This is a genomic window from Dactylosporangium sp. NPDC051087 (assembly GCF_055586325.1).
This window is the reverse complement of the sequence record NZ_JBVJIJ010000044.1, coordinates 29661-46846: the sequence shown is the minus strand read 5'-3', so window position 1 is coordinate 46846 and position 17186 is coordinate 29661. Positions and strand designations below refer to the sequence as shown.

The 17186-nt window shown below is 71.4% G+C and carries 18 protein-coding genes; 11 read left to right on the top strand and 7 right to left on the bottom strand.

Annotated features, from left to right (window positions below):
* Nucleotides 1-505: 505 nt before the first annotated feature.
* From ACZ6TV_RS49805 to ACZ6TV_RS49795, 3 genes are read right to left on the bottom strand one after another with little or no spacing between them, the layout of a single operon-like run.
* Nucleotides 506-838, bottom strand: a complete 333-nt coding sequence (locus ACZ6TV_RS49805) for a small basic family protein (RefSeq protein WP_465307761.1) — start codon at nt 836-838, stop codon at nt 506-508.
* Nucleotides 835-1692: a DUF881 domain-containing protein gene (locus tag ACZ6TV_RS49800; RefSeq protein ID WP_465307759.1), complete on the bottom strand. Its 858-nt coding sequence runs from the start codon at nt 1690-1692 to the stop codon at nt 835-837. Before ACZ6TV_RS49800 ends, ACZ6TV_RS49805 begins: the two co-directional genes overlap by 4 nt.
* Entirely contained in the window at nt 1689-2276 is a 588-nt protein-coding gene (locus tag ACZ6TV_RS49795) for a CDP-alcohol phosphatidyltransferase family protein (RefSeq protein WP_465307757.1), read from the bottom strand. Before ACZ6TV_RS49795 ends, ACZ6TV_RS49800 begins: the two co-directional genes overlap by 4 nt.
* A gap of 101 nt (nt 2277-2377) precedes the next feature.
* Between ACZ6TV_RS49795 and ACZ6TV_RS49790 the strand changes: the two genes are divergently transcribed.
* Nucleotides 2378-3298 carry a phosphotransferase family protein gene (locus ACZ6TV_RS49790; RefSeq protein ID WP_465307755.1) on the top strand — a complete coding sequence of 307 codons (921 nt, stop codon included), beginning with the start codon at nt 2378-2380 and terminating at the stop codon, nt 3296-3298.
* A 70-nt stretch (nt 3299-3368) separates the two neighbouring features.
* Here ACZ6TV_RS49790 and ACZ6TV_RS49785 read toward each other — a convergent pair whose 3' ends face one another.
* From ACZ6TV_RS49785 to ACZ6TV_RS49775, 3 genes are all read right to left on the bottom strand, one after another.
* Entirely contained in the window at nt 3369-3767 is a 399-nt protein-coding gene (locus ACZ6TV_RS49785) for a PLD nuclease N-terminal domain-containing protein (RefSeq protein ID WP_465307753.1), read from the bottom strand.
* An 88-nt stretch (nt 3768-3855) separates the two neighbouring features.
* Nucleotides 3856-4455 carry an MBL fold metallo-hydrolase gene (locus ACZ6TV_RS49780; RefSeq protein WP_465307751.1) on the bottom strand — a complete coding sequence of 200 codons (600 nt, stop codon included), beginning with the start codon at nt 4453-4455 and terminating at the stop codon, nt 3856-3858.
* A gap of 10 nt (nt 4456-4465) precedes the next feature.
* The gene (locus tag ACZ6TV_RS49775) at nt 4466-5770 is read right to left on the bottom strand and encodes a DUF2252 domain-containing protein (protein WP_465307749.1); all 1305 of its coding nucleotides are present in this window, start codon (nt 5768-5770) and stop codon (nt 4466-4468) included.
* 131 nt (nt 5771-5901) lie between these two features.
* On the opposite strand from ACZ6TV_RS49775, the gene ACZ6TV_RS49770 reads away from it, so the two are divergent.
* Together ACZ6TV_RS49770 and ACZ6TV_RS49765 are read left to right on the top strand one after the other, a co-directional pair.
* Nucleotides 5902-6513: a hypothetical protein gene (locus ACZ6TV_RS49770; RefSeq protein WP_465307747.1), complete on the top strand. Its 612-nt coding sequence runs from the start codon at nt 5902-5904 to the stop codon at nt 6511-6513.
* Nucleotides 6510-8279: a hypothetical protein gene (locus ACZ6TV_RS49765; protein ID WP_465307745.1), complete on the top strand. Its 1770-nt coding sequence runs from the start codon at nt 6510-6512 to the stop codon at nt 8277-8279. The genes ACZ6TV_RS49770 and ACZ6TV_RS49765 overlap by 4 nt, the downstream gene beginning before the upstream one ends.
* Here ACZ6TV_RS49765 and ACZ6TV_RS49760 read toward each other — a convergent pair.
* On the bottom strand, nt 8242-8604 hold the full coding sequence (locus ACZ6TV_RS49760; protein ID WP_465307743.1) for a YybH family protein: 363 nt from the start codon (nt 8602-8604) through the stop codon (nt 8242-8244). The genes ACZ6TV_RS49765 and ACZ6TV_RS49760 overlap by 38 nt on opposite strands.
* Before the next feature lie 185 nt (nt 8605-8789).
* Here ACZ6TV_RS49760 and ACZ6TV_RS49755 point away from each other — a divergent pair, with 185 nt between their 5' ends.
* The 8 genes from ACZ6TV_RS49755 to ACZ6TV_RS49720 all read left to right on the top strand — a co-directional run.
* Complete coding sequence (locus ACZ6TV_RS49755) at nt 8790-9581, top strand: hypothetical protein (protein WP_465307741.1); 792 nt, start codon at nt 8790-8792, stop codon at nt 9579-9581.
* A gap of 129 nt (nt 9582-9710) precedes the next feature.
* Nucleotides 9711-10328: an L-threonylcarbamoyladenylate synthase gene (locus ACZ6TV_RS49750; RefSeq protein WP_465307739.1), complete on the top strand. Its 618-nt coding sequence runs from the start codon at nt 9711-9713 to the stop codon at nt 10326-10328.
* 886 nt (nt 10329-11214) lie between these two features.
* Nucleotides 11215-11598 carry a VOC family protein gene (locus tag ACZ6TV_RS49745; RefSeq protein WP_465307737.1) on the top strand — a complete coding sequence of 128 codons (384 nt, stop codon included), beginning with the start codon at nt 11215-11217 and terminating at the stop codon, nt 11596-11598.
* 276 nt (nt 11599-11874) lie between these two features.
* Complete coding sequence (locus ACZ6TV_RS49740; RefSeq protein WP_465307735.1) at nt 11875-13302, top strand: family 2B encapsulin nanocompartment shell protein; 1428 nt, start codon at nt 11875-11877, stop codon at nt 13300-13302.
* Nucleotides 13277-14689 (top strand): family 2B encapsulin nanocompartment shell protein, encoded by a 1413-nt coding sequence (locus ACZ6TV_RS49735; RefSeq protein WP_465307733.1) that lies wholly within the window; start codon nt 13277-13279, stop codon nt 14687-14689. Before ACZ6TV_RS49740 ends, ACZ6TV_RS49735 begins: the two co-directional genes overlap by 26 nt.
* A 4-nt stretch (nt 14690-14693) precedes the next feature.
* The gene (locus ACZ6TV_RS49730) at nt 14694-15818 is read left to right on the top strand and encodes a family 2 encapsulin nanocompartment cargo protein polyprenyl transferase (protein ID WP_465307731.1); all 1125 of its coding nucleotides are present in this window, start codon (nt 14694-14696) and stop codon (nt 15816-15818) included.
* A 2-nt stretch (nt 15819-15820) separates the two neighbouring features.
* Nucleotides 15821-16768 carry a 4-hydroxy-3-methylbut-2-enyl diphosphate reductase gene (locus ACZ6TV_RS49725; protein WP_465307729.1) on the top strand — a complete coding sequence of 316 codons (948 nt, stop codon included), beginning with the start codon at nt 15821-15823 and terminating at the stop codon, nt 16766-16768.
* Nucleotides 16769-16863: 95 nt separating this feature from the next.
* The coding region (locus ACZ6TV_RS49720; protein ID WP_465307727.1) for a hypothetical protein at nt 16864-17186 on the top strand (323 nt) is incomplete at its 3' end.

Sequence of the window (17186 nt, the reverse complement as noted above, 5' to 3'; positions counted from 1 at the left end):
CCTGCTGCGGACTCGCCGGGCGACCCCTTGGGTTTCGTGATGTCGGGGTCGATCGCGTCATGTCCTTGCGCTGCGGTCCGGTGCGGTGCGTCCCCATCCGAGGTGTGGGGGTCGACCACGTCGTGTCCCTGTGACGCGGTCCGGTGCGGTGCGTCCCCGTCCGGGGTGTCGGGGGCGATCGCGTCGTGTCCTTGTGCCGCGGTCCGGTGTGGTGCGTCCGCCTCCGGGGCGGCAGGGGTGGTCGCCTCATGTCCTTGCGTCACGGCTCGACGCGGTGTGTCTTCCTCCGGGGAGGCGGGGGTGATTGCCTCGTGTTCCTGTGCCGCGGCTCGCTGCGGAGCGCCATCTTCACCGGACATTTCGGGAATGTCGGGTGCGCCGTGCGCCTCGCCCGAAATTTCCCCCTTCCCCGACATTTCCGAAATGTCGCCCGGAAGAGGGAGGGGACGGGGGGACGGGCGGCGGCGTGGGGTGGGGGCCGGAGTCTCGTCCGGCGGTGGGGTGGTCACGCGCGGAAGAGGTGGCGGCGGATGGCGGCGGCGTTGCTGAAGATGCGGACGCCCAGGACGACCACGACGCCGGTGGAGAGCTGGCCGCCGACGCCGAGCTGGTCGCCGAGGTAGACGATGAGGGCGGCGACCAGCACGTTCGAGACGAAGGAGATGGTGAACTGCTTGTCGTCGAAGATGCCGTCGAGTTTGGCGCGGACGCCGCCGAACACCGCGTCCAGGGCGGCGACGACGGCGATCGGCAGGTACGGCTGCAGCCCCAGCGGAACGGTCGGCTCGAGGAAGATGCCCGCCGCGACTCCGATGGCGAGCGCGATCACCGCGATCACCGGCGACCTCCAGTAGGTGATGGCGACACCGACGGTGACGGTGCCGGCGGGTGGGCGTATCGCAGCGGCGGTTCGGGCGCGGCGGCGAGGACGAGGCCCTTGCGCGCCTTGACGCTGAACTGCATGCGGTAGTTCTCCACGTACCGGCGGAAGCGCTTCGCCGTCGCGGAGGAGGAGAAGCGGTCGGCGAGGTCGGAGGAGCCGATGGCGGCGACGTCGTACGGGCCGGTCACGGGCTTGAAGTCGACCAGGATCACCCCGCCGGCGGCGCGGATCGTGCTCGTCGCGGTGAGCCGCTGGCCGTTGACGGCGATCGCCTCGGCGCCCGCCTGCCACAGGCCGTTGGCGACGTCCTGCAGGTCGCGGTCCAGCACGATGCCGAGATTCTCCTCGGCGGTGCGACCGGTGACGGGGTCGATCTGCGGGGGAGCGTCGACGACCCGGACGACGGCGCCGTCGCCGGTGACCTTGGCGGTGCCGGCACCGGCGGCGAGGCCGCGCAGCGTCGCGGCGCCGGACGCGTCGGCGAGCGCGTCGTCGCGGGCCTGGTCGACCTGGGCGCGCAGCGTGTCGACCTGGCGCTGGAGGTCCTCGGCCGTGCGCTGCCGGGAGCGGACGTCCGCCACCAGGTCGTCGCGCGCCCGGCTCGCCGACGGCGCCTCGGCCACCACCTGGTGGTACGCCACCGCCAGCAGGAAACCGACGGCGGCGAGCGTGACCGCCCGGGCGGCGCGGCCCCACCGCGGCGGCGGTGCGCCCGAGGCGGCCCGGCGGGCGGCGGCCTGCGCGTAGCCGGGATCGAGGGGCGTGCGGAACAGGTCGCCGAGCAGGTCGTCGCGGCGAGCGGACGTCACGACGCGAGCCGGCCGGCCCGCACGTGGATGGCGGCCTGGATGAAGTAGAAGACGGCGGCGACCCAGTACAGGACGATCCCCCACCACAACAACGCCCAGCCGCTCGGCAGCGCCCACGGCCGGGCGGCCTCGCTGAAGTGCGCGAGCAGCATCATCGGGAAGCCCATGAGCAGCACCGCGGTGGCGGTCTTGCCGACGTAGTGCACGGGCGGCGGGCCGTGGCCGAGGAGCCGCAGGACGACCAGGCACAGGATCATGACCGCTTCGCGGGCCAGCAGCGTGATCGTGAACCACCAGGGCACGACGTCCTTGAACGTCAGCGCGAACAGGGTGGCCAGGATGTACAGCCGGTCCGCCAGGGGGTCCAGCAGCTCGCCGAGGCGGCTGACCTGCTTGAGGCGGCGGGCCGCGAAGCCGTCGACCCAGTCGCTGAGGCCGCCGATCACGAGCACGGCGACCGCCCAGCCGGTGGCGTCGGTGGCGAGGAACAGATACAGGAACAGCGGCACGCCCATCAGGCGGGCGAAACTGATCAGGTTCGGCACCGTGAGCACCGGGCCGAGGCCCTGAGGTTGCCGGTCCACCGTCCGCCCGCTTTCCCCGATCAGCTGTTCGACGACCGGAATGCTAGCAGCCCCCGAACGTGTGCTCGCGCAGGCGCGTCGTGAGGTGCGACGATCGTGCGATGGTCCAGGCTTCCGGGGTACGCATCGGCTGGGACGACCTGCCGACTTCGGTGCACGACGCGGTCGAGGCGATCCTCGGCGGGCCGGTGGTGGAGGCCGTGTCGCAGGCCGGCGGGTTCTCGCCCGGCACCGCGGACAGGGTCCTGCTCGCCGACGGGCAGCGGGCGTTCGTGAAGGCGGTCAGCGCCGGGCACAACGAGCACAGCGTCGCCCTGCACCGCGCCGAGGCCCGGGTCACCGCGGCGCTGCCGGCGGACGTGCCCGCGCCCCGGCTCCTGGGCTTCCACGACGACGGCACCTGGGTCGCGCTCGTCTTCGCCGATGTGGAGGGCCGTCAGCCGCACGTACCGTGGCAGCAGCCGGAGATCGAGGCGGTCCTCGCGGCATTGCGGCTGCTCGCCGTGCCCGCGACCGGGCTGCCGGCGCTGCCGTCGCTGCTCGCGGACAACTTCGGCGGGTGGCGCCGGCTGGCCGCGGACCCGCCGCTGTCGCTGGATCCCTGGGTGGCGTCCAACCTGGACCTGCTGGTCGAGCTCGCGGAGCGGGGTGTCGCGGCCCTGGCGGGGGACCGGCTCGTGCACGTCGACGTCCGCGCCGACAACCTCCTCATCCGCCCCGACGGATCGGTCATGGTCGTCGACTGGCCGAGCGCCGCCGTGGGCGTGCCATGGTTCGACACGCTGTCGTTGCTGCTCAATGTCCGCCTGTACGGTGGGGAGATCGCCGACGACGCGCTGGACTTCTTCGAGCCCGACCCGGCGGACGTGACGGCGGTCGTGGCGGGGCTGACGGCGTTCTTCACGGACAGGGCGAGGGAGCCGGAGCCGCCGGGCCTGCCGACGCTGCGGCGCTTCCAGCAGGACCAGGCCGACGTGATGCTGCCGTGGCTGCGTGCCCGCCTCGACGCCGGCCTTACCTGATCTCCTCCGCTGCTGCGGGGTGTTGCTCGTTACTCGGGGTGTTGCCCGTTTGTTCGGGGTGTTGCTCGCTTTACTCGGGGCGTTGTTCGCGGCGGCGTAGTTCTTCCTCGCGGCGGCGGAGGTCGGCCTCCCACTTGCTGAACATCTCCTGGTCGTCGCGGCGGGTCCGGGCGATCTCGCGCAGGAACGCGGGGTCGTCGTCAGGTGCCACGGCGCGCGGGCGGTCCCGTTCGGGGAAACCGCTGCCGGGGCGCCACGTGCCGCCCGCGGGCACCGCCTGTGGCCGGCCGGCGACGTACCAGGCGATCCAGCCGATCGGGGAGAACAGCAGGATGATGAACACCCAGGCAACCTTCGGCAGGTTGCGCACCCGGTCCTCGTCGGAGGACAGGCAGTCGATCAGGGCGACGACCAGCATCACCAGATCGATGAGGAACAGCAGTCCGTAGAGGCGAATCACGCCGGACATCATGGCAGTCCGGGCCGCCGTTGTCTGTCCCCGTCGACGGGACTTTCCGTTTGTCGTTTTCTGATCAGTCCCCCGCCGGCCCGCGTCTTCAGATGCCGGACTCGGCGGCGATGGTCGTGTCAGTACCATGGCCGGTGTGCACGACCGTATCCTTGGGGAGGGTCAGCAGGCGGGTGCGGATCGACTCGAGGATCGTCGGCTTGTCCGAAAACGATCGGCCGGTGGCGCCGGGGCCGCCCTGGAAGAGGGTGTCGCCGGTGAACACCACACCCAGGTCCGGCGCCGACAGGGACACGGCGCCCGGGCTGTGGCCTGGAGTGTGCAGGACCGTCAGGTCGGTGCCGGCGACCGTGATGACCTGACCGTCGGACAACGTCGCGGACGGCCCCACGTCGGGGTGGCGCATGTGCCACAGCGGCAGGTCCTCCGGGTGCAGCAGGATCGGCGCGCCGGTGCGCAGCGCCACCTCCGGCGCGGCGTCGATGTGGTCGTCGTGACCGTGGGTGCAGATGATCGCGAGCAGGTGCCGGGAGCCGACGGCGTGCAGGATCGCGGCGGCGTCGTGGGCGGCGTCGATGACGACCGCCTCCTCGTCGTCGCCGACGATCCACACGTTGTTGTCGACGTCGAACGTCTCGCCGTCCAGCGAGAACGTGCCCGATGTGACCAGTCGTTCGATGCGCGCCATGCCCCTATGTTTACAGGCCCGGGAACTTGCCGTTGCGGAAGAGGTCCACGAAGATCTGGTGATCCGCGCGGGCGCGGGCCCCGTAGTCGTGCGCGAAGTCGACGAGCGAGGCGACGAACCCGTCCTCGTCGCGGTCGATCGCGGCGACGATCGCCTCCTCGGTGGAGAAGTTCACCAGGTCGTGGCTGGACTCGTCGTCGGCCACCGAGTGCATGCGGGCGGTCGCCCGGCCCAGGTACTCGACCACGCTGGTCAGGTCCGCCAGCTCGTTGACGTCGCTCCAGTCGAGGTCCGCGGCGTACGGCGACACCTCCGCGACGACCTGCCCGACACCGCGCAGCTGCGTGTGACCGGCCCACGAGTCGGCGTGCGCCTGCAGGGCCCGCTGCGACTCGCTCGTCCGGTGCCCCTGGTGCTTGAAGTACGCCTTGACCTTCGGATCGGTGATCCACCGGGACACCGCCGGGGTCTGCCCCTGCTTCATGTAGATGATGACGTCGTTCTCCAGCGCCTGCGTGTGCCCCTCGAGAAGGACGTTGTAGGAGGGCAGCCCGGCCGACCCGATGCCGACACCCTTACGCATCACGACGTCCTTGATGGTGTACCGCGGCGACCGTGACCCGTCCCACGACGGCAGCGTCGGCAGGTACTGCTCGAACGCCGCCTCGACCTCCTGCCGGGTCGGCTCGTCGACCGCGTACACGCCGTCGCCCATCGCGAACCGCCGGTCGTAGTCCTCGATCACCGTCTGCTCGTCGAGCAGGGCGACGCGCGTGTTGAGCCTGGCCCGGTGCAGCACGTCGCGCAGCACACCCTCCGTGGTGTCCAGCGTCAGCGACCCGATGGCCTCCTCGCCGCCCGCGGCGATCGCCCGCAACTCCTGCACGTACGTGCGGCCGTAGTTGCTGACGAGGTCACCGATCACCGTGTCGGACAGGGCCTTCGCGTAGCCGATCAGCGCGATGCTCGCCGCGAACCGTTTCAGGTCCCAGATGAACGGCCCGACGTACGCCTCGTCGAAGTCGTTGACGTTGAACACGAGGATGCCCTCGGAGTTCAGGTACGTGCCGAAGTTCTCCGCGTGCAGGTCACCGTGGATCCACACGGCGGAGGTCCGCTCGTCGAGGAACGGATCCGGCACGCCGTTGAGGTCGGCGTAGTAGACGCAGGCGCTGCCCCGGTAGAACGCGAACGGCGTCGCCGCCATCTTGCGGAACTTCCGGCGGAACGCGGCGGGGTCCTGGGCCATCAGCTCGCCGAACTCGGTGACGAGCACGTCGACCAGCTGATCGGCCCGCTGCTGGGAGTCTTCCATTGATCAACCGTATGCACACGGCCGCTCCGCCGGGCCCACAATGCCGCAATCACGACAGGCTGTTGGGCCCTGTTCATTCGTACGTTCAGCGGTCAGCACACCCCGTCTCCTTCCTCTACGCTCCCGACCTTGTGACCGTCGTGCCGATGCCGTGCGTCCGCTGCGGCCTGCCCGGCTACGCCCCCGCCCCCGCCGCCGGCTCTGGATCCGGCTTGTTGTGCGCCACGCACGGCGGCGTCCCGGATGCCGCCGAGGTCGAGGCCCTCGTCGCCTTCGGCCGCCCGGCCAGGTGGTGGCAGTACCTGACCGCGGCCTTCCTGGCGACCGGCGCCGCGCACGCGATCCTGCAGGCCGTCAACATCTGGTCCCTCCACCGCGCCGACGCACTCCAGCTCCCCACCGGTATCGGCTCGGTCGCGCGCGACGGCCTCTGGGCGTACCTCCTGCTGTTCCTCCTCTGGTTCCTGATGATCAGCGCCACCGCCACCCGCCTGGGCTTCGACAGACGCACCACCCTGCGTCACTGGACCTTGCTCGTCTGGCGCGTCGCCCTCGTGCCGACCCTCGTCTTCGCCGTCCTGTCGGGCCGCCCGTCATCAGCCGACTGGGAAACGGTCCAGGCGGTCAACCAGAACGCGATCGCCTTCTCCGCCTTCCACGTCCTGACAACGGCCCTCCTGATGACCTACACAACTGTGGTCTGGCACCGCCTCCGCCCGACACCCCTGCCGGCCCTCCCGTGACTCCTGTCGCCCGCTGGCTCCTGTGCGTCACCGCCTCGTACGTCGCCCCCCTCGTCTCCCTGTACGCCCTGGCCACCGCCTCGACATGGACCGCGTCCCCGTCCGTGGTGTCCCCGTCCCCGGCGTCCCCGTCGTTGGCGTTCCCGTCCCCGGCGTTCCCGTCCCCGCCGGCGTCCCCGTCGTTGGTGTCCTCGTCCCCGGCGTTCCCGTCCCCGCCGGCGTCCCCGTCGTTGGTGTCCTCGTCCCCGGCGTTCCCGTCCCCGGCGTCTCCGTCGTTGGTGTCCTCGTCCCCGATGTCTTCGTCTGCGGTGTCGTCGCCCCCGGCGGCGCTGTTCCCGGTGACGCTCGACGGGTTTCCGGACCGGATCGACGCGCCGTGGCCGTGGACGCCGACGCTCCAGTCGGCACCGGTCGACGCGGTCCCGGTCGCGGTCGGCGGCAGCACCTCAGGCCTGCGCAACCTCCTCACCGACACCGAGGGCAGCGTCTCGTTCGTCGACGCGAACGGCGGCCAGCACATCCTCGACGTGCCCTACGCATCGGCCATCCCAGGCGAGTCGCTGCACCTGTCACCCGACGGCACGATGGTCGCCTACCCGCACGACGCCCTCGACCCGACCACCACCCCCTCGAACGCCATCGCCGTCCGCACGCTCCGCAACGGACATGTCCGTCTCCTTCCTCTGCCCACGCCCCCCGACGGTTCCGTGACGCCCCTCGCCTGGTCACCCGACCAGTCCCAACTCGCGGTCTTCATCTCCGCCCCGTCTGCCGGCGTCCCACCGGCCAGCCCTGGCTCGTCTGTTGGCGTCTCTCCGCTCGGCACGGGCTCGTCCGCTGGTGTTCGTCCGCCTGGCCCTGGCTCGTCTGCCGACGCCCCGCCCGGCACTGACCCGTCTGCCGGCGCCCGTTCGCCCGGCACTGACCCGTCTGCCGGCGTCCGTTCGCCCGGCACCGGCTCGTCCGTTGGTGTTCGTTCGCCTGCCGCCGGCTCGTCTGTTGGTGTCCGTTCGCTCGGCACCGGCTCGTACACGACGCTGCTGCCGTATCCGACCGGCCTGGTCTCCTCGCCGCGGACCCCGGTCGTGGCCGCGTTCTCGCCCGACGGCACGCTCGCCGTCCAGCTCGGCCCGCGGGTCTGCACCGGACCGGGCCGGCCACCGGCGACGGCCGAGGCCTGGAGCGCACACTGCTTCACGCTCCCCGCCGGCCAGCGCCTCGCCGGCAAGGGCGCCTTCACACCCGGCGGCGGGTCCCTCGCCGTCGTCTCCGACGCGGGTCGCGACTCCCGCATCACCTTCGTCTCAGCCACTGACGGTGCCCCCGCCGAGGGCGCGATCCACCTGTACGCCGTCACCACCGCCCGACTCATCGGCTGGTGGGCCGACCGCGCACTGGTCGTCGCCTTCCGCCCGGAGCCCGTCACCGACATCGGCCCGGACGGCGACGAGCAGTCCTACGCCCCCACCGACTACGGACTCGTCTGTCGCCTGTCGATCCTCGCCGTCACCCCGTCGTCGTCCTCGTCGCAGCCTCCCCGCTCCCAGGACCTGATGATCCTTCCCGACCAGATCCTGTCCATCGACATCGCCGACCGTGCCCTCGCCGCCGGTCGCACCACCCCCGGCCACCCGGCCCCTGCGTGGCCCGCCCGCCCAGGCGTGCTCACCGCGCTGGTCGGGCTCCCCGCCGCGCCCCTCGCGTTCGTCGTCTTCCTCGCGGGCGCGATCAGGCGGACGCGGGTTGCCGCATCCACCACTCCGTGAACTCCCTGCACTGCCCGACCGTGTCGAGCCGGATCAGCCACAGGTTGCTGTACACCCGGCCGGGATATGCCGTCACGCCCTGCACGATGCTCAACTCGGGCCCGACCGTCACCGGATGCCACGTGAACGTGGTCTCGCCGGGCGCGTCCCGGCGCGCCAGCCACTGCTTTACGATCGTCTCCCGTCCCCGCCACGGCTCCTCGAACGGTGCTGTGTAGTACGCCGCGTCCTCCGCGAAGAGGTCGCCGATGTCTGCGGGATCGTTGCTGTTCCACGCCCGCACGTAGCCCGAAACCCAGTCGGTCACAGCCTCCAGATCCGTCATGCCACCTTCCTACTCCTTCCCCGGCTTCGATGCGCCGCCCACGATCGGGAATCGACGTTGTGTAGCGAGTCCGTGGCTTTGTGTCGACGCCGGCGACTCGCGCTGGACGCCGCCGCGTGCACCCATGACGATGGATGCAGGCCGCTTTCGGGCGGGACATGCCACCGGGACGCGGGGGTCGGGGCGTGCGACAACAACACCTTCACCATCTTCTTGAGCCGCCGGCGCGGGCCGCCGGCACGGCGGTCATCGAGCCGATCGACTGGGACGCCAGGCTCGCCGAAATGCTGGCCGAGCGGCGGCGGGCGCGTGAGGAGCGGACGCGTGTCCGCGCCGAGTTCGCCGAAGCCCGCCGCCACGGCCTCGCCGCCCGGCACAAGGCCAAGCTCGCCCGGCTCCGCACCGCCAGGACACTCGCCGACCTCGACCGCGAGGCGGCTGCCCGCGCAGCCTCGGCTCAGACGGCCGCGCCCGCTACCGCCCGCGACGGCTCGCGCATCGTCACTCCGGTCACCGCTTCGGTCGTTGCTCCGGTCGTCGGTGCGGTCTCTGCTCCGGTCGTCGGTGTGGCCGCTGCTTCGGTTGTCGGTCCGGTCGTCGTCTGTGCAGTTGGCGGACCGGCGGAGGTTGCGGTCCAACCCGTGCCGCACGTGTCTGTGGAAGCGGAGCCTGCCGCGCCCGCGTCGGACAAACCCGCTGGGCAGGCCGCCGGTGCCGCGGTCCACGTTGCTGAGAAGGCGGGGCCTGCGGTGGAAGGCGCCGAGGTGGCAGAACCGTTGCCTGAGACGGAGTCTGAGACGGAGCCTGAGACGGATGCGCGAGTGGATGCTTCGAGTCCGTCGCGGCGGTCCGGTCTGCGGCGCGGTGGCAACGGGTGTGGTGGCTTCGGTCGGCGCCGGTTCAGGTGCGGCGATCCAGGGTGGCAATCGGGCGCTGGGGTGCGGTGGGTTCGCGGTTGTGTGATCCGTGGGCCGTAGGACGACGGATCGCGACCGGGCTCGGCGTCGGCGATCGTCGGGCAGGTGAGGGTCGGCGTCGCGGTCGGGGTTCGGTTCGGGTGCGTGCGGTGTGACGGCGGGCGGAGGGTGGGCGCGTACGCTCTGGTCGTGGCCAGGTTCCTCGACGTGCATCCGGACAATCCACAGCCGCGGCTGTTGCAGCAGATTGTCACCGTGTTGCGGGATGACGGGTTGATCGCGTATCCGACGGACTCCTGCTATGCGCTGGGGTGTCAGCTGGGCAGCAGGCCTGGGCTGGAGCGGATCCGGGACATCAGGAAGCTGGATGACCGGCACCACTTCACGCTGATGTGCCGGGACTTCGCGCAGCTCGGGCAGTTCGTGCAGATCAGCAACTCGGTGTTCCGGCTGGTGAAGGGGGTGACGCCAGGGAGTTACACGTTCATCCTGCCGGCGAGCCCTGAGGTGCCGCGGCGGTTGTTGCACCCGAAGAAGCGGACCGTCGGGGTGCGGATTCCTGAGCACACGGTGACGCAGGCGCTGCTGGCGGAGCTGGGTGAGCCGCTGGTGTCCAGCACGCTGCTGATGCCTGGGCAGGATGAGCCGATGACGCAGGGGTGGGAGATCAAGGAGCTGCTCGACCACCAGGTCGAGGCGGTCATCGACGGCGAGTGCGGCGTCGAGCCGACCACCGTCGTGGACCTGTCCGGTGACGAGCCCGAGATCCTGCGGGTCGGCGCCGGCGACCCGTCCCGCTTCGAGTAACGCCGTCCAGCAGGGGCACGACTGGCCCTTTCGCCCGCTTCGAAGGGGAACGGCAGGCAGAGCCCGGAGTGCTGCCGCGGTCTGGATGACGTCCCCGTGCAGCGCGGTCAACGGTGTGCTGCCCGCTGACGGCGTGTGGTGGACGGAGTGCTGGCTGCTTCGTGGGCTGCGGCAAGGGGCCGGGCGCACGCATCCGGCGTTGATGCCACGCCGAGCTTGCCGGGCCAGGGGTGCCGGGCCAGGGGTGCCGGGCCAGGGGTGCCGGGCCAGGGGTGCCGGGCCAGGGGTGCCGGGCCCGCGTGTGCCGGGCCCGCGTGTGCCGAGTCGGTGCGGCGGGCCGGTGCGGCGGGCCGGGGTGCCCGGCTGGGGTGCCCGGCTGGGCGATGGCTGTGGCCCGGCGGGCGGAATGCGGCGGGTGGCCGCCGTGATGAGTTGTCAGCAGGGAATGTCAGACCAGGGGTGCCAGGCCAAGGGGTGCCAGGCCCAGGTTGTCAGGCCCAGGGTGTCGGGCCCAGGGGTGCTGAGCTTGGGGGTGCCGGACCTGCGGGCGCTGAGTCGGGGGAAGTGGCGGGCGGGGGTGCTGGGCCGAAGTGTTGGGGCGGGGTGCCGGAACCGCAGTGCGGGGCTGAGGGTGCGGGGCTGGTGGTGCGGGGATCGGTGGTGCGGGGATCGGTGGTGCGGGGATCGGTGGTGCGGGGATCGGTGGTGCGGGGATCGGTGGTGCGGGGATCGGTGGTGCGGGGGATTGGTGGTGCGGGCTGGCGGTGCGAGGGGCGGGATGGTGGGCTTGAGGAACGGGCTCCGCGGTGGGGCTCGCGGTCGGTTGCGGGGTGGGGGACGGGACGAGAAGAGGGCCGGGGGCGGGAAGGGAAGTGGGTGGGGAGCTGTGCTGCATCACGTTGAGGTGTGGGTGCCGGACCTAGGGCGGGCGGTGTGGAGTTGGGGGTGGTTGCTGGGGGAGCTCGGGTGGGTGCCGTACCGGGAATGGGCGGTGGGGCGGAGTTGGCGGTTCGGGGAGACGTACATCGTCGTGGAGGAGTCGCCGGCCATGACCGCGGCGCGGCATGAGCGGTGCCGGCCAGGGCTGAACCATCTGGCGTTCCACGTGGACGGGCGGGAGCGGGTCGACGCGATCGTCGAGGCGGCGCCGCGGTACGGGTGGGAGCTGATGTTTCCCGAGCGGCATCCGTATGCGGGTGGGAGCGAGCACTATGCGGCGTATCTCGAGGATGGCGACGGGTTCGAGGTGGAGCTCGTAAACAGCCGGTGAACTGTCGTGGACCCGACAGTTGCTGGTGGCGGGAACGTCCTGCGCGGGGCCGGGAATAGCGCTAGCGGGTAAGTGCTGAAAATTGCCCGACCATTTTTGGTTTATCGCCCGATCGGCCAGGTCCGACGGCATACTTGAACCGTTCACATGGACCGCGGAAGTGGCCGGACCCCGCGAGCGATCCGAATCCCCTTGAATTGCATCGCCGTCGCCGATGAGTCGTGCGGCGGTTCAACCGTGTCAATCGGCGCCGAATGCGTGATTGGAAGCAAACAAATGACTCTGCTGGAATCCATCGGATCGAATGCGCAAGCCAATGACGAACAGGAGCAGCGGCGGCTGAGCCTCAGCACCGGTGCGGCGCGGAACCTGGCGACGACGACCAAGTCGGTGCCGCAGATGCAGGAGATCACCTCGCGGTGGCTGCTGAAGATGCTGCCGTGGGTGCAGGCGGGCGGCGGCGCGTACCGGGTGAACCGCCGGCTCAGCTACGCCGTCGGCGACGGGCGGGTCACGTTCATCTCCACCGGCTCGCAGGTCCAGGTCATCCCGCAGGAACTGGCGGAACTGCCGGCGCTGCGCGGGTTCGAGGACGTCAACGCGCTGCGTTCCCTCGCGGACCGGTTCGTGCAGCAGGAGTTCGCGCCCGGCGACGTCATCGTCACCAAGGGGCAGCCGGCCGACCGGGTGTTCCTCATCGCGCACGGCAAGATCAACAAGATCGGCGCCGGTGAGTACGGCGACGAAACCGTCCTCGGGGTCCTGGCCGACGGTGACCACTTCGGCTCCGAGGTGCTGACCGGTGGCGCCGGGACCTGGGACTTCACCGCCAAGGCATTGACCAGCTGCACTGTCCTGGCGTTGTCGTGGCAGGCGATGCAGCAGCTCAACGGGCAGGCCGACTCGCTGCGCGAGCACATCCGCCGGATGCAGAACCAGCCGCAGAAGCCGCAGAACAAGCACGGCGAGGCCGCCATCGACATGGCGTCGGGGCACGACGGCGAGCCCGTCCTGCCCGGGACCTACGTCGACTACGAGGCGTCGCCGCGGGAGTACGAGCTGAGCGTCGCGCAGACCGTCCTGCGGGTGCACACCCGGGTCGCCGACCTCTACAACAAGCCGATGGACCAGGTCGAGCAGCAGCTGCGGCTCACCATCGAGGCCCTGCGCGAGCGGCAGGAGCACGAGCTGGTCAACAACCGCGACTTCGGCCTGCTCCACAACGCCTCCTACGACCAGCGCATCTACACCCGGACCGGCCCGCCGACCCCGGACGACATGGACGAGCTGCTGTCGCTGGTGTGGAAGGAGCCGACGTTCTTCCTCGCCCACCCGCGCGCGATCGCCGCGTTCGGCCGCGAGTGCAGCCGGCGCGGCGTGTACCCGGGCAACATCGACTTCGGCGGGCACCAGGTCCCGGCGTGGCGCGGCGTCCCGATCTTCCCGAGCAATAAGATCGAGGTGAGCGACACCCGCACCACGTCCATCATGCTGATGCGCGTCGGTGAGCAGCAGCAGGGTGTCATCGGCCTGCACCAGACGGGTATTCCCGACGAATACGAGCCCGGCCTTTCGGTGCGTTTCATGGGCGTCAGCGAGCAGGCGATCATTTCGTATCTGGTGAGCGCCTACTATTCCGCCGCCGTTCTGGTGCCGGACGCGCTCGGCATTCTCGAAAATGTCGAGATCGGGCGGGAGAACTGAGACCGTGACCACTGGGACCGAACAGGACAAACAAAAGAGCCTCAGCACCAGAGCCGCCCGTACCATTGCGACAACCACGAAATCCGTCCCGCAGATGCAGGGCGTCACGCCCCGCTGGCTGCTGCGGATGCTGCCGTGGGTCGAGGCGGAGGGCGGCACCTACCGGGTCAACCGGCGGCTCACCTACACCGTCGGCGACGGTCGGATCACCTTCACCAACACCGGCTCGCAGGTGCAGGTCATCCCGCAGGAGCTGCGGGAGCTGCCCGCGCTGCGGGAGTTCCCGGACGACTCGGTCCTGCACCAGATGGCTGAGCGGTTCGAGCAGCTGGAGCTCGGCCCCGACGAGACCGTGGTCACCGCCGGGCAGCCCGCCGACCGGGTGTTTCTGCTGGTCAAGGGCAAGGTCCGGCAGCTGGGCATCGGCGAGTACGGCGACGAGACCCTCCTCGGCGTGCTCACCGACGGCGACTTCTTCGGCGACGGCGTCTTCGAGGGCACGCTGAACAGCTGGGGCTTCACGATCCGCACCAGCACCCCGACGACGCTGCTCGCCCTGCGCCGCCAGGAGATCGACCGCTTCCGCGAGCAGTCCGCCCTGGGCGCGCATATCGCGAAAAAAGCGGAAAAAGACGGCAAAAGTCAGAACAAGCATGGCGAGGCCGCGATCGACCTCGCGTCGGGGCACCAGGGTGAGCCGGTCCTGCCCGGCACCTTCGTCGACTACGAAACCAAGCCCCGCGAGTACGAGCTCAGCGTCGCCCAGACGATCCTCAGGATCCACACGAGGGTCGCGGACCTCTACAACCAGCCGATGAACCAGTTCGAGCAGCAGCTGCGGCTGACCGTCGAGGCGCTGCGCGAGCGGCAGGAACACGAGCTGATCAACAACCGCGACTTCGGCTTGCTGCACAACGCCGACCTGCGGCAGCGGATCGCCACCCGCACCGGCCCGCCGACCCCGGACGACCTCGACGAGCTGCTGTCCAGGCGGCGCAAGTCGCGGCTGCTGCTCGCCCACCCGAAGGCGATCGCGGCGTTCGGCCGGCAGTGCAACAGCCGCGGCCTGTACGCGCCGACGATCGAGCTCGAAGGCCGGCAGGTCCAGTCGTGGCGCGGCGTGCCGCTGCTGCCCTGCGACAAGATCCCGATCAGCGACCGGGGGACGAGCTCGATCCTGGTCCTGCGGACGGGCGCCGACGACCAGGGTGTCATCGGGCTGCGCCGCACCGGCATCCCGGACGAGGTCGAGCCGGGGCTCAACGTGCGCTTCATGGGCATCGACGAGCACGCCGTCACGTCGTACCTCGTCAGCACGTACTACTCCGCCGCCGTGCTCGTCCCGGACGCGCTCGGCATCCTCGAACACGTCGAGATCGGAGGCTGACCGGATGGTCGCCGCCCAGGTCGTCACCCAGCCCGTCAGCACGCCGAGATCGGCGCGGGAGGTCCTCGCCGACTCCCGGGACCGCGTCGTGCCCGCGCTGCGCGCCGCCGTCGACACACTGCCGGCGTCGATGCGGCACATCGCCGGATATCACTTCGGCTGGTGGGACGAGCACGGCCGCCCCGTCGACGCGGACCCCGGCAAGGCCCTGCGGCCCGCGCTGGTCATGCTCAGCGCGGCCGCCGTCGGTGGCGACGAGCGGGTGACCGGCGACGACCGGTCCGGCTCCGGCGACGGTACGGCCGGCGGACCGCCCACGGCCGTGGTGCGGGGTGCCGTCGCCGTCGAGCTGGTGCACAACTTCTCGCTGCTGCACGACGACGTCATGGACGGCGACGCCACCCGGCGGCACCGGCCGACGGCGTGGAACGTGTTCGGCACCAGCGCGGCGATCCTGGCCGGGGACGCGCTGCTGGCCCTGGCGATGGACACCCTCGTCGCGTGCGGGCACCCCGCCGCGACCAGGGCGACCGGGATGCTCGGCGCCGCGGTACAGCGGCTCCTCGAAGGGCAGAGCGCGGACCTCGACTTCGAGCGCCGCAGCGACGTCGACGTGGAGGCGTGCCTGGCGATGGCCGCCGCGAAGACGGGGGCGCTGCTGGGCTCGGCGTGCGCGATCGGCGCCCTGCTCGGCGGCGGCCGGCCGGCCCAGGTGCTGCGGCTGGCGCAGTTCGGCGAGGACCTGGGCCTGGCGTTCCAGTTCGCCGACGACCTGCTCGGCATCTGGGGCGACCCGGCGACGACGGGCAAGCCGGTCCACTCGGACCTGCGCAGCCGCAAGAAGTCGCTGCCGGTCGTCGCCGCCCTGACCTCGGGCACCCCGGCCGGCCTGGAGCTCGCCGCGTTCTACAACGGCCCGGCCGGCGACACGGCCGCGGCGCTGCCGGAGGCTCTGGTGGGCCGGGCCGCGGGACTGGTCGAGGCGGCGGGCGCGCGGGTGTGGAGCCAGGGCCAGGCGGATCAGCTGCTCGGCCGGGCCCTCGACGCGCTCGCCGCCGCCGACGCCGCCCCGCGGGCGGAGGCGGAGCTCGACGCCGTCGCCCGGTTCGCGACGCGACGGGACCGGTAGCGGTGACGGCAACGGCACGCACGGTCCTGCTCGCGGCGCCGAGGTCCTTCTGCGCGGGCGTGGAACGCGCGATCGAGGTCGTGGAGCGGGTGCTCGACGACGAAGGCGGCGCCGACCGGCCCGTGTACGTGCGCAAGCAGATCGTGCACAACCGGCACGTGGTCGCGGACCTGGAGGCGCGCGGCGCGGTCTTCGTCGACGAGCTTTCCGAGGTGCCCGACGGCGCGACCGTCGTGTTCTCCGCGCACGGCGTCGCGCCCCAGGTCCGGGCCGACGCCGCCGAGCGGTCGCTGCGGGTCGTCGACGCCACCTGCCCGCTCGTCACGAAGGTGCACGCCGAGGCGCGCCGCTTCGCCGGCCGGGGCGACACGATCGTGCTCGTCGGGCACGCCGGGCACGAGGAGGTCGAGGGCACGCTCGGCGAGGCGCCGGACCGGACCGTCCTCGTCGAGACGGCCGAGGACGTCGCGCGGCTGCGCGTCGAGGATCCGCGGCGGGTGTCGTACCTGACGCAGACGACCCTGGCGGTCGACGAGGTCGGGGAGGTCGTCGACGCGCTGCGGGAACGCTTCCCCGCCCTGCGGGGACCGGGATCCGACGACATCTGCTACGCGACGACCAACCGGCAGGAGGCGGTGGCCGCGGTCGCCCAAGATGCCGACCTGGTCCTGGTCGTCGGGTCCGCGAACTCGTCGAACTCGGTCCGGCTCGTCGAGCTGTCCCGCCGCCTCGGCACGCCGGCGCACCTCATCGACGACGCGTCGGAGATCGACCCGGCGTGGCTGGCCGGCGCGCGGGTCGTCGGCCTGTCCGCGGGCGCCTCGGCCCCGCCGCGGCTGGTCGAGGAGGTCGTCGACGCGCTGCGCGCCCTCGGCCCGGTGACGGTCGAGGAGCGCCGCGTCGCCGCCGAGCACCAGCAGTTCTCCCTCCCGTCGGCGATCCGCACATGACGCGGCGGGAGACGCGACGGGAGACGTGCCCCGGGGCGCCGCGGGAAGGTCAGCGGCGGCGGCGGAACAGCCGGGTCATCGCCACCGCCGCGACCATGAACCCACCGATCACGGGGATGAACCGCTTCCCGACCGGAGCGGTCCGCGACACCGGTGCGGCGACGGGCTCGGCGGGCCGCACGTGCGACCGCCGCCCCGACGGCGAGACGGACGGCGAGAAGGAAGGCGCCACCGACGGCGTCACCGAGGACGTCGACGGCGCCGGCGTCGCCCTGCGCACCAGCGGCCGGGGCGACGGCGGCACCAAAGACGGCACCGACGGCACCAAAGACGGCACCGACGGCACCAAAGACGGCACCGACGGCACCAAAGACGGCACCGACGGCACCAAAGACGGCACCGACGGCACCAAAGACGG

Excerpts from the sequence above, each read along its gene's own strand:
- ACZ6TV_RS49775 (WP_465307749.1), bottom strand. The coding sequence starts at position 5,770 with ATGGAAGACTCCCAGCAGCGGGCCGATCAGCTGGTCGACGTGCTCGTC.
- ACZ6TV_RS49790 (WP_465307755.1), top strand. The coding sequence starts at position 2,378 with ATGGTCCAGGCTTCCGGGGTACGCATCGGCTGGGACGACCTGCCGACT.
- ACZ6TV_RS49740 (WP_465307735.1), top strand. The coding sequence starts at position 11,875 with ATGACTCTGCTGGAATCCATCGGATCGAATGCGCAAGCCAATGACGAA.
- ACZ6TV_RS49780 (WP_465307751.1), bottom strand. The coding sequence starts at position 4,455 with ATGGCGCGCATCGAACGACTGGTCACATCGGGCACGTTCTCGCTGGAC.
- ACZ6TV_RS49785 (WP_465307753.1), bottom strand. The coding sequence starts at position 3,767 with ATGTCCGGCGTGATTCGCCTCTACGGACTGCTGTTCCTCATCGATCTG.
- ACZ6TV_RS49735 (WP_465307733.1), top strand. The coding sequence starts at position 13,277 with ATGTCGAGATCGGGCGGGAGAACTGAGACCGTGACCACTGGGACCGAA.
- ACZ6TV_RS49730 (WP_465307731.1), top strand. The coding sequence starts at position 14,694 with ATGGTCGCCGCCCAGGTCGTCACCCAGCCCGTCAGCACGCCGAGATCG.
- ACZ6TV_RS49760 (WP_465307743.1), bottom strand. The coding sequence starts at position 8,604 with ATGACGGATCTGGAGGCTGTGACCGACTGGGTTTCGGGCTACGTGCGG.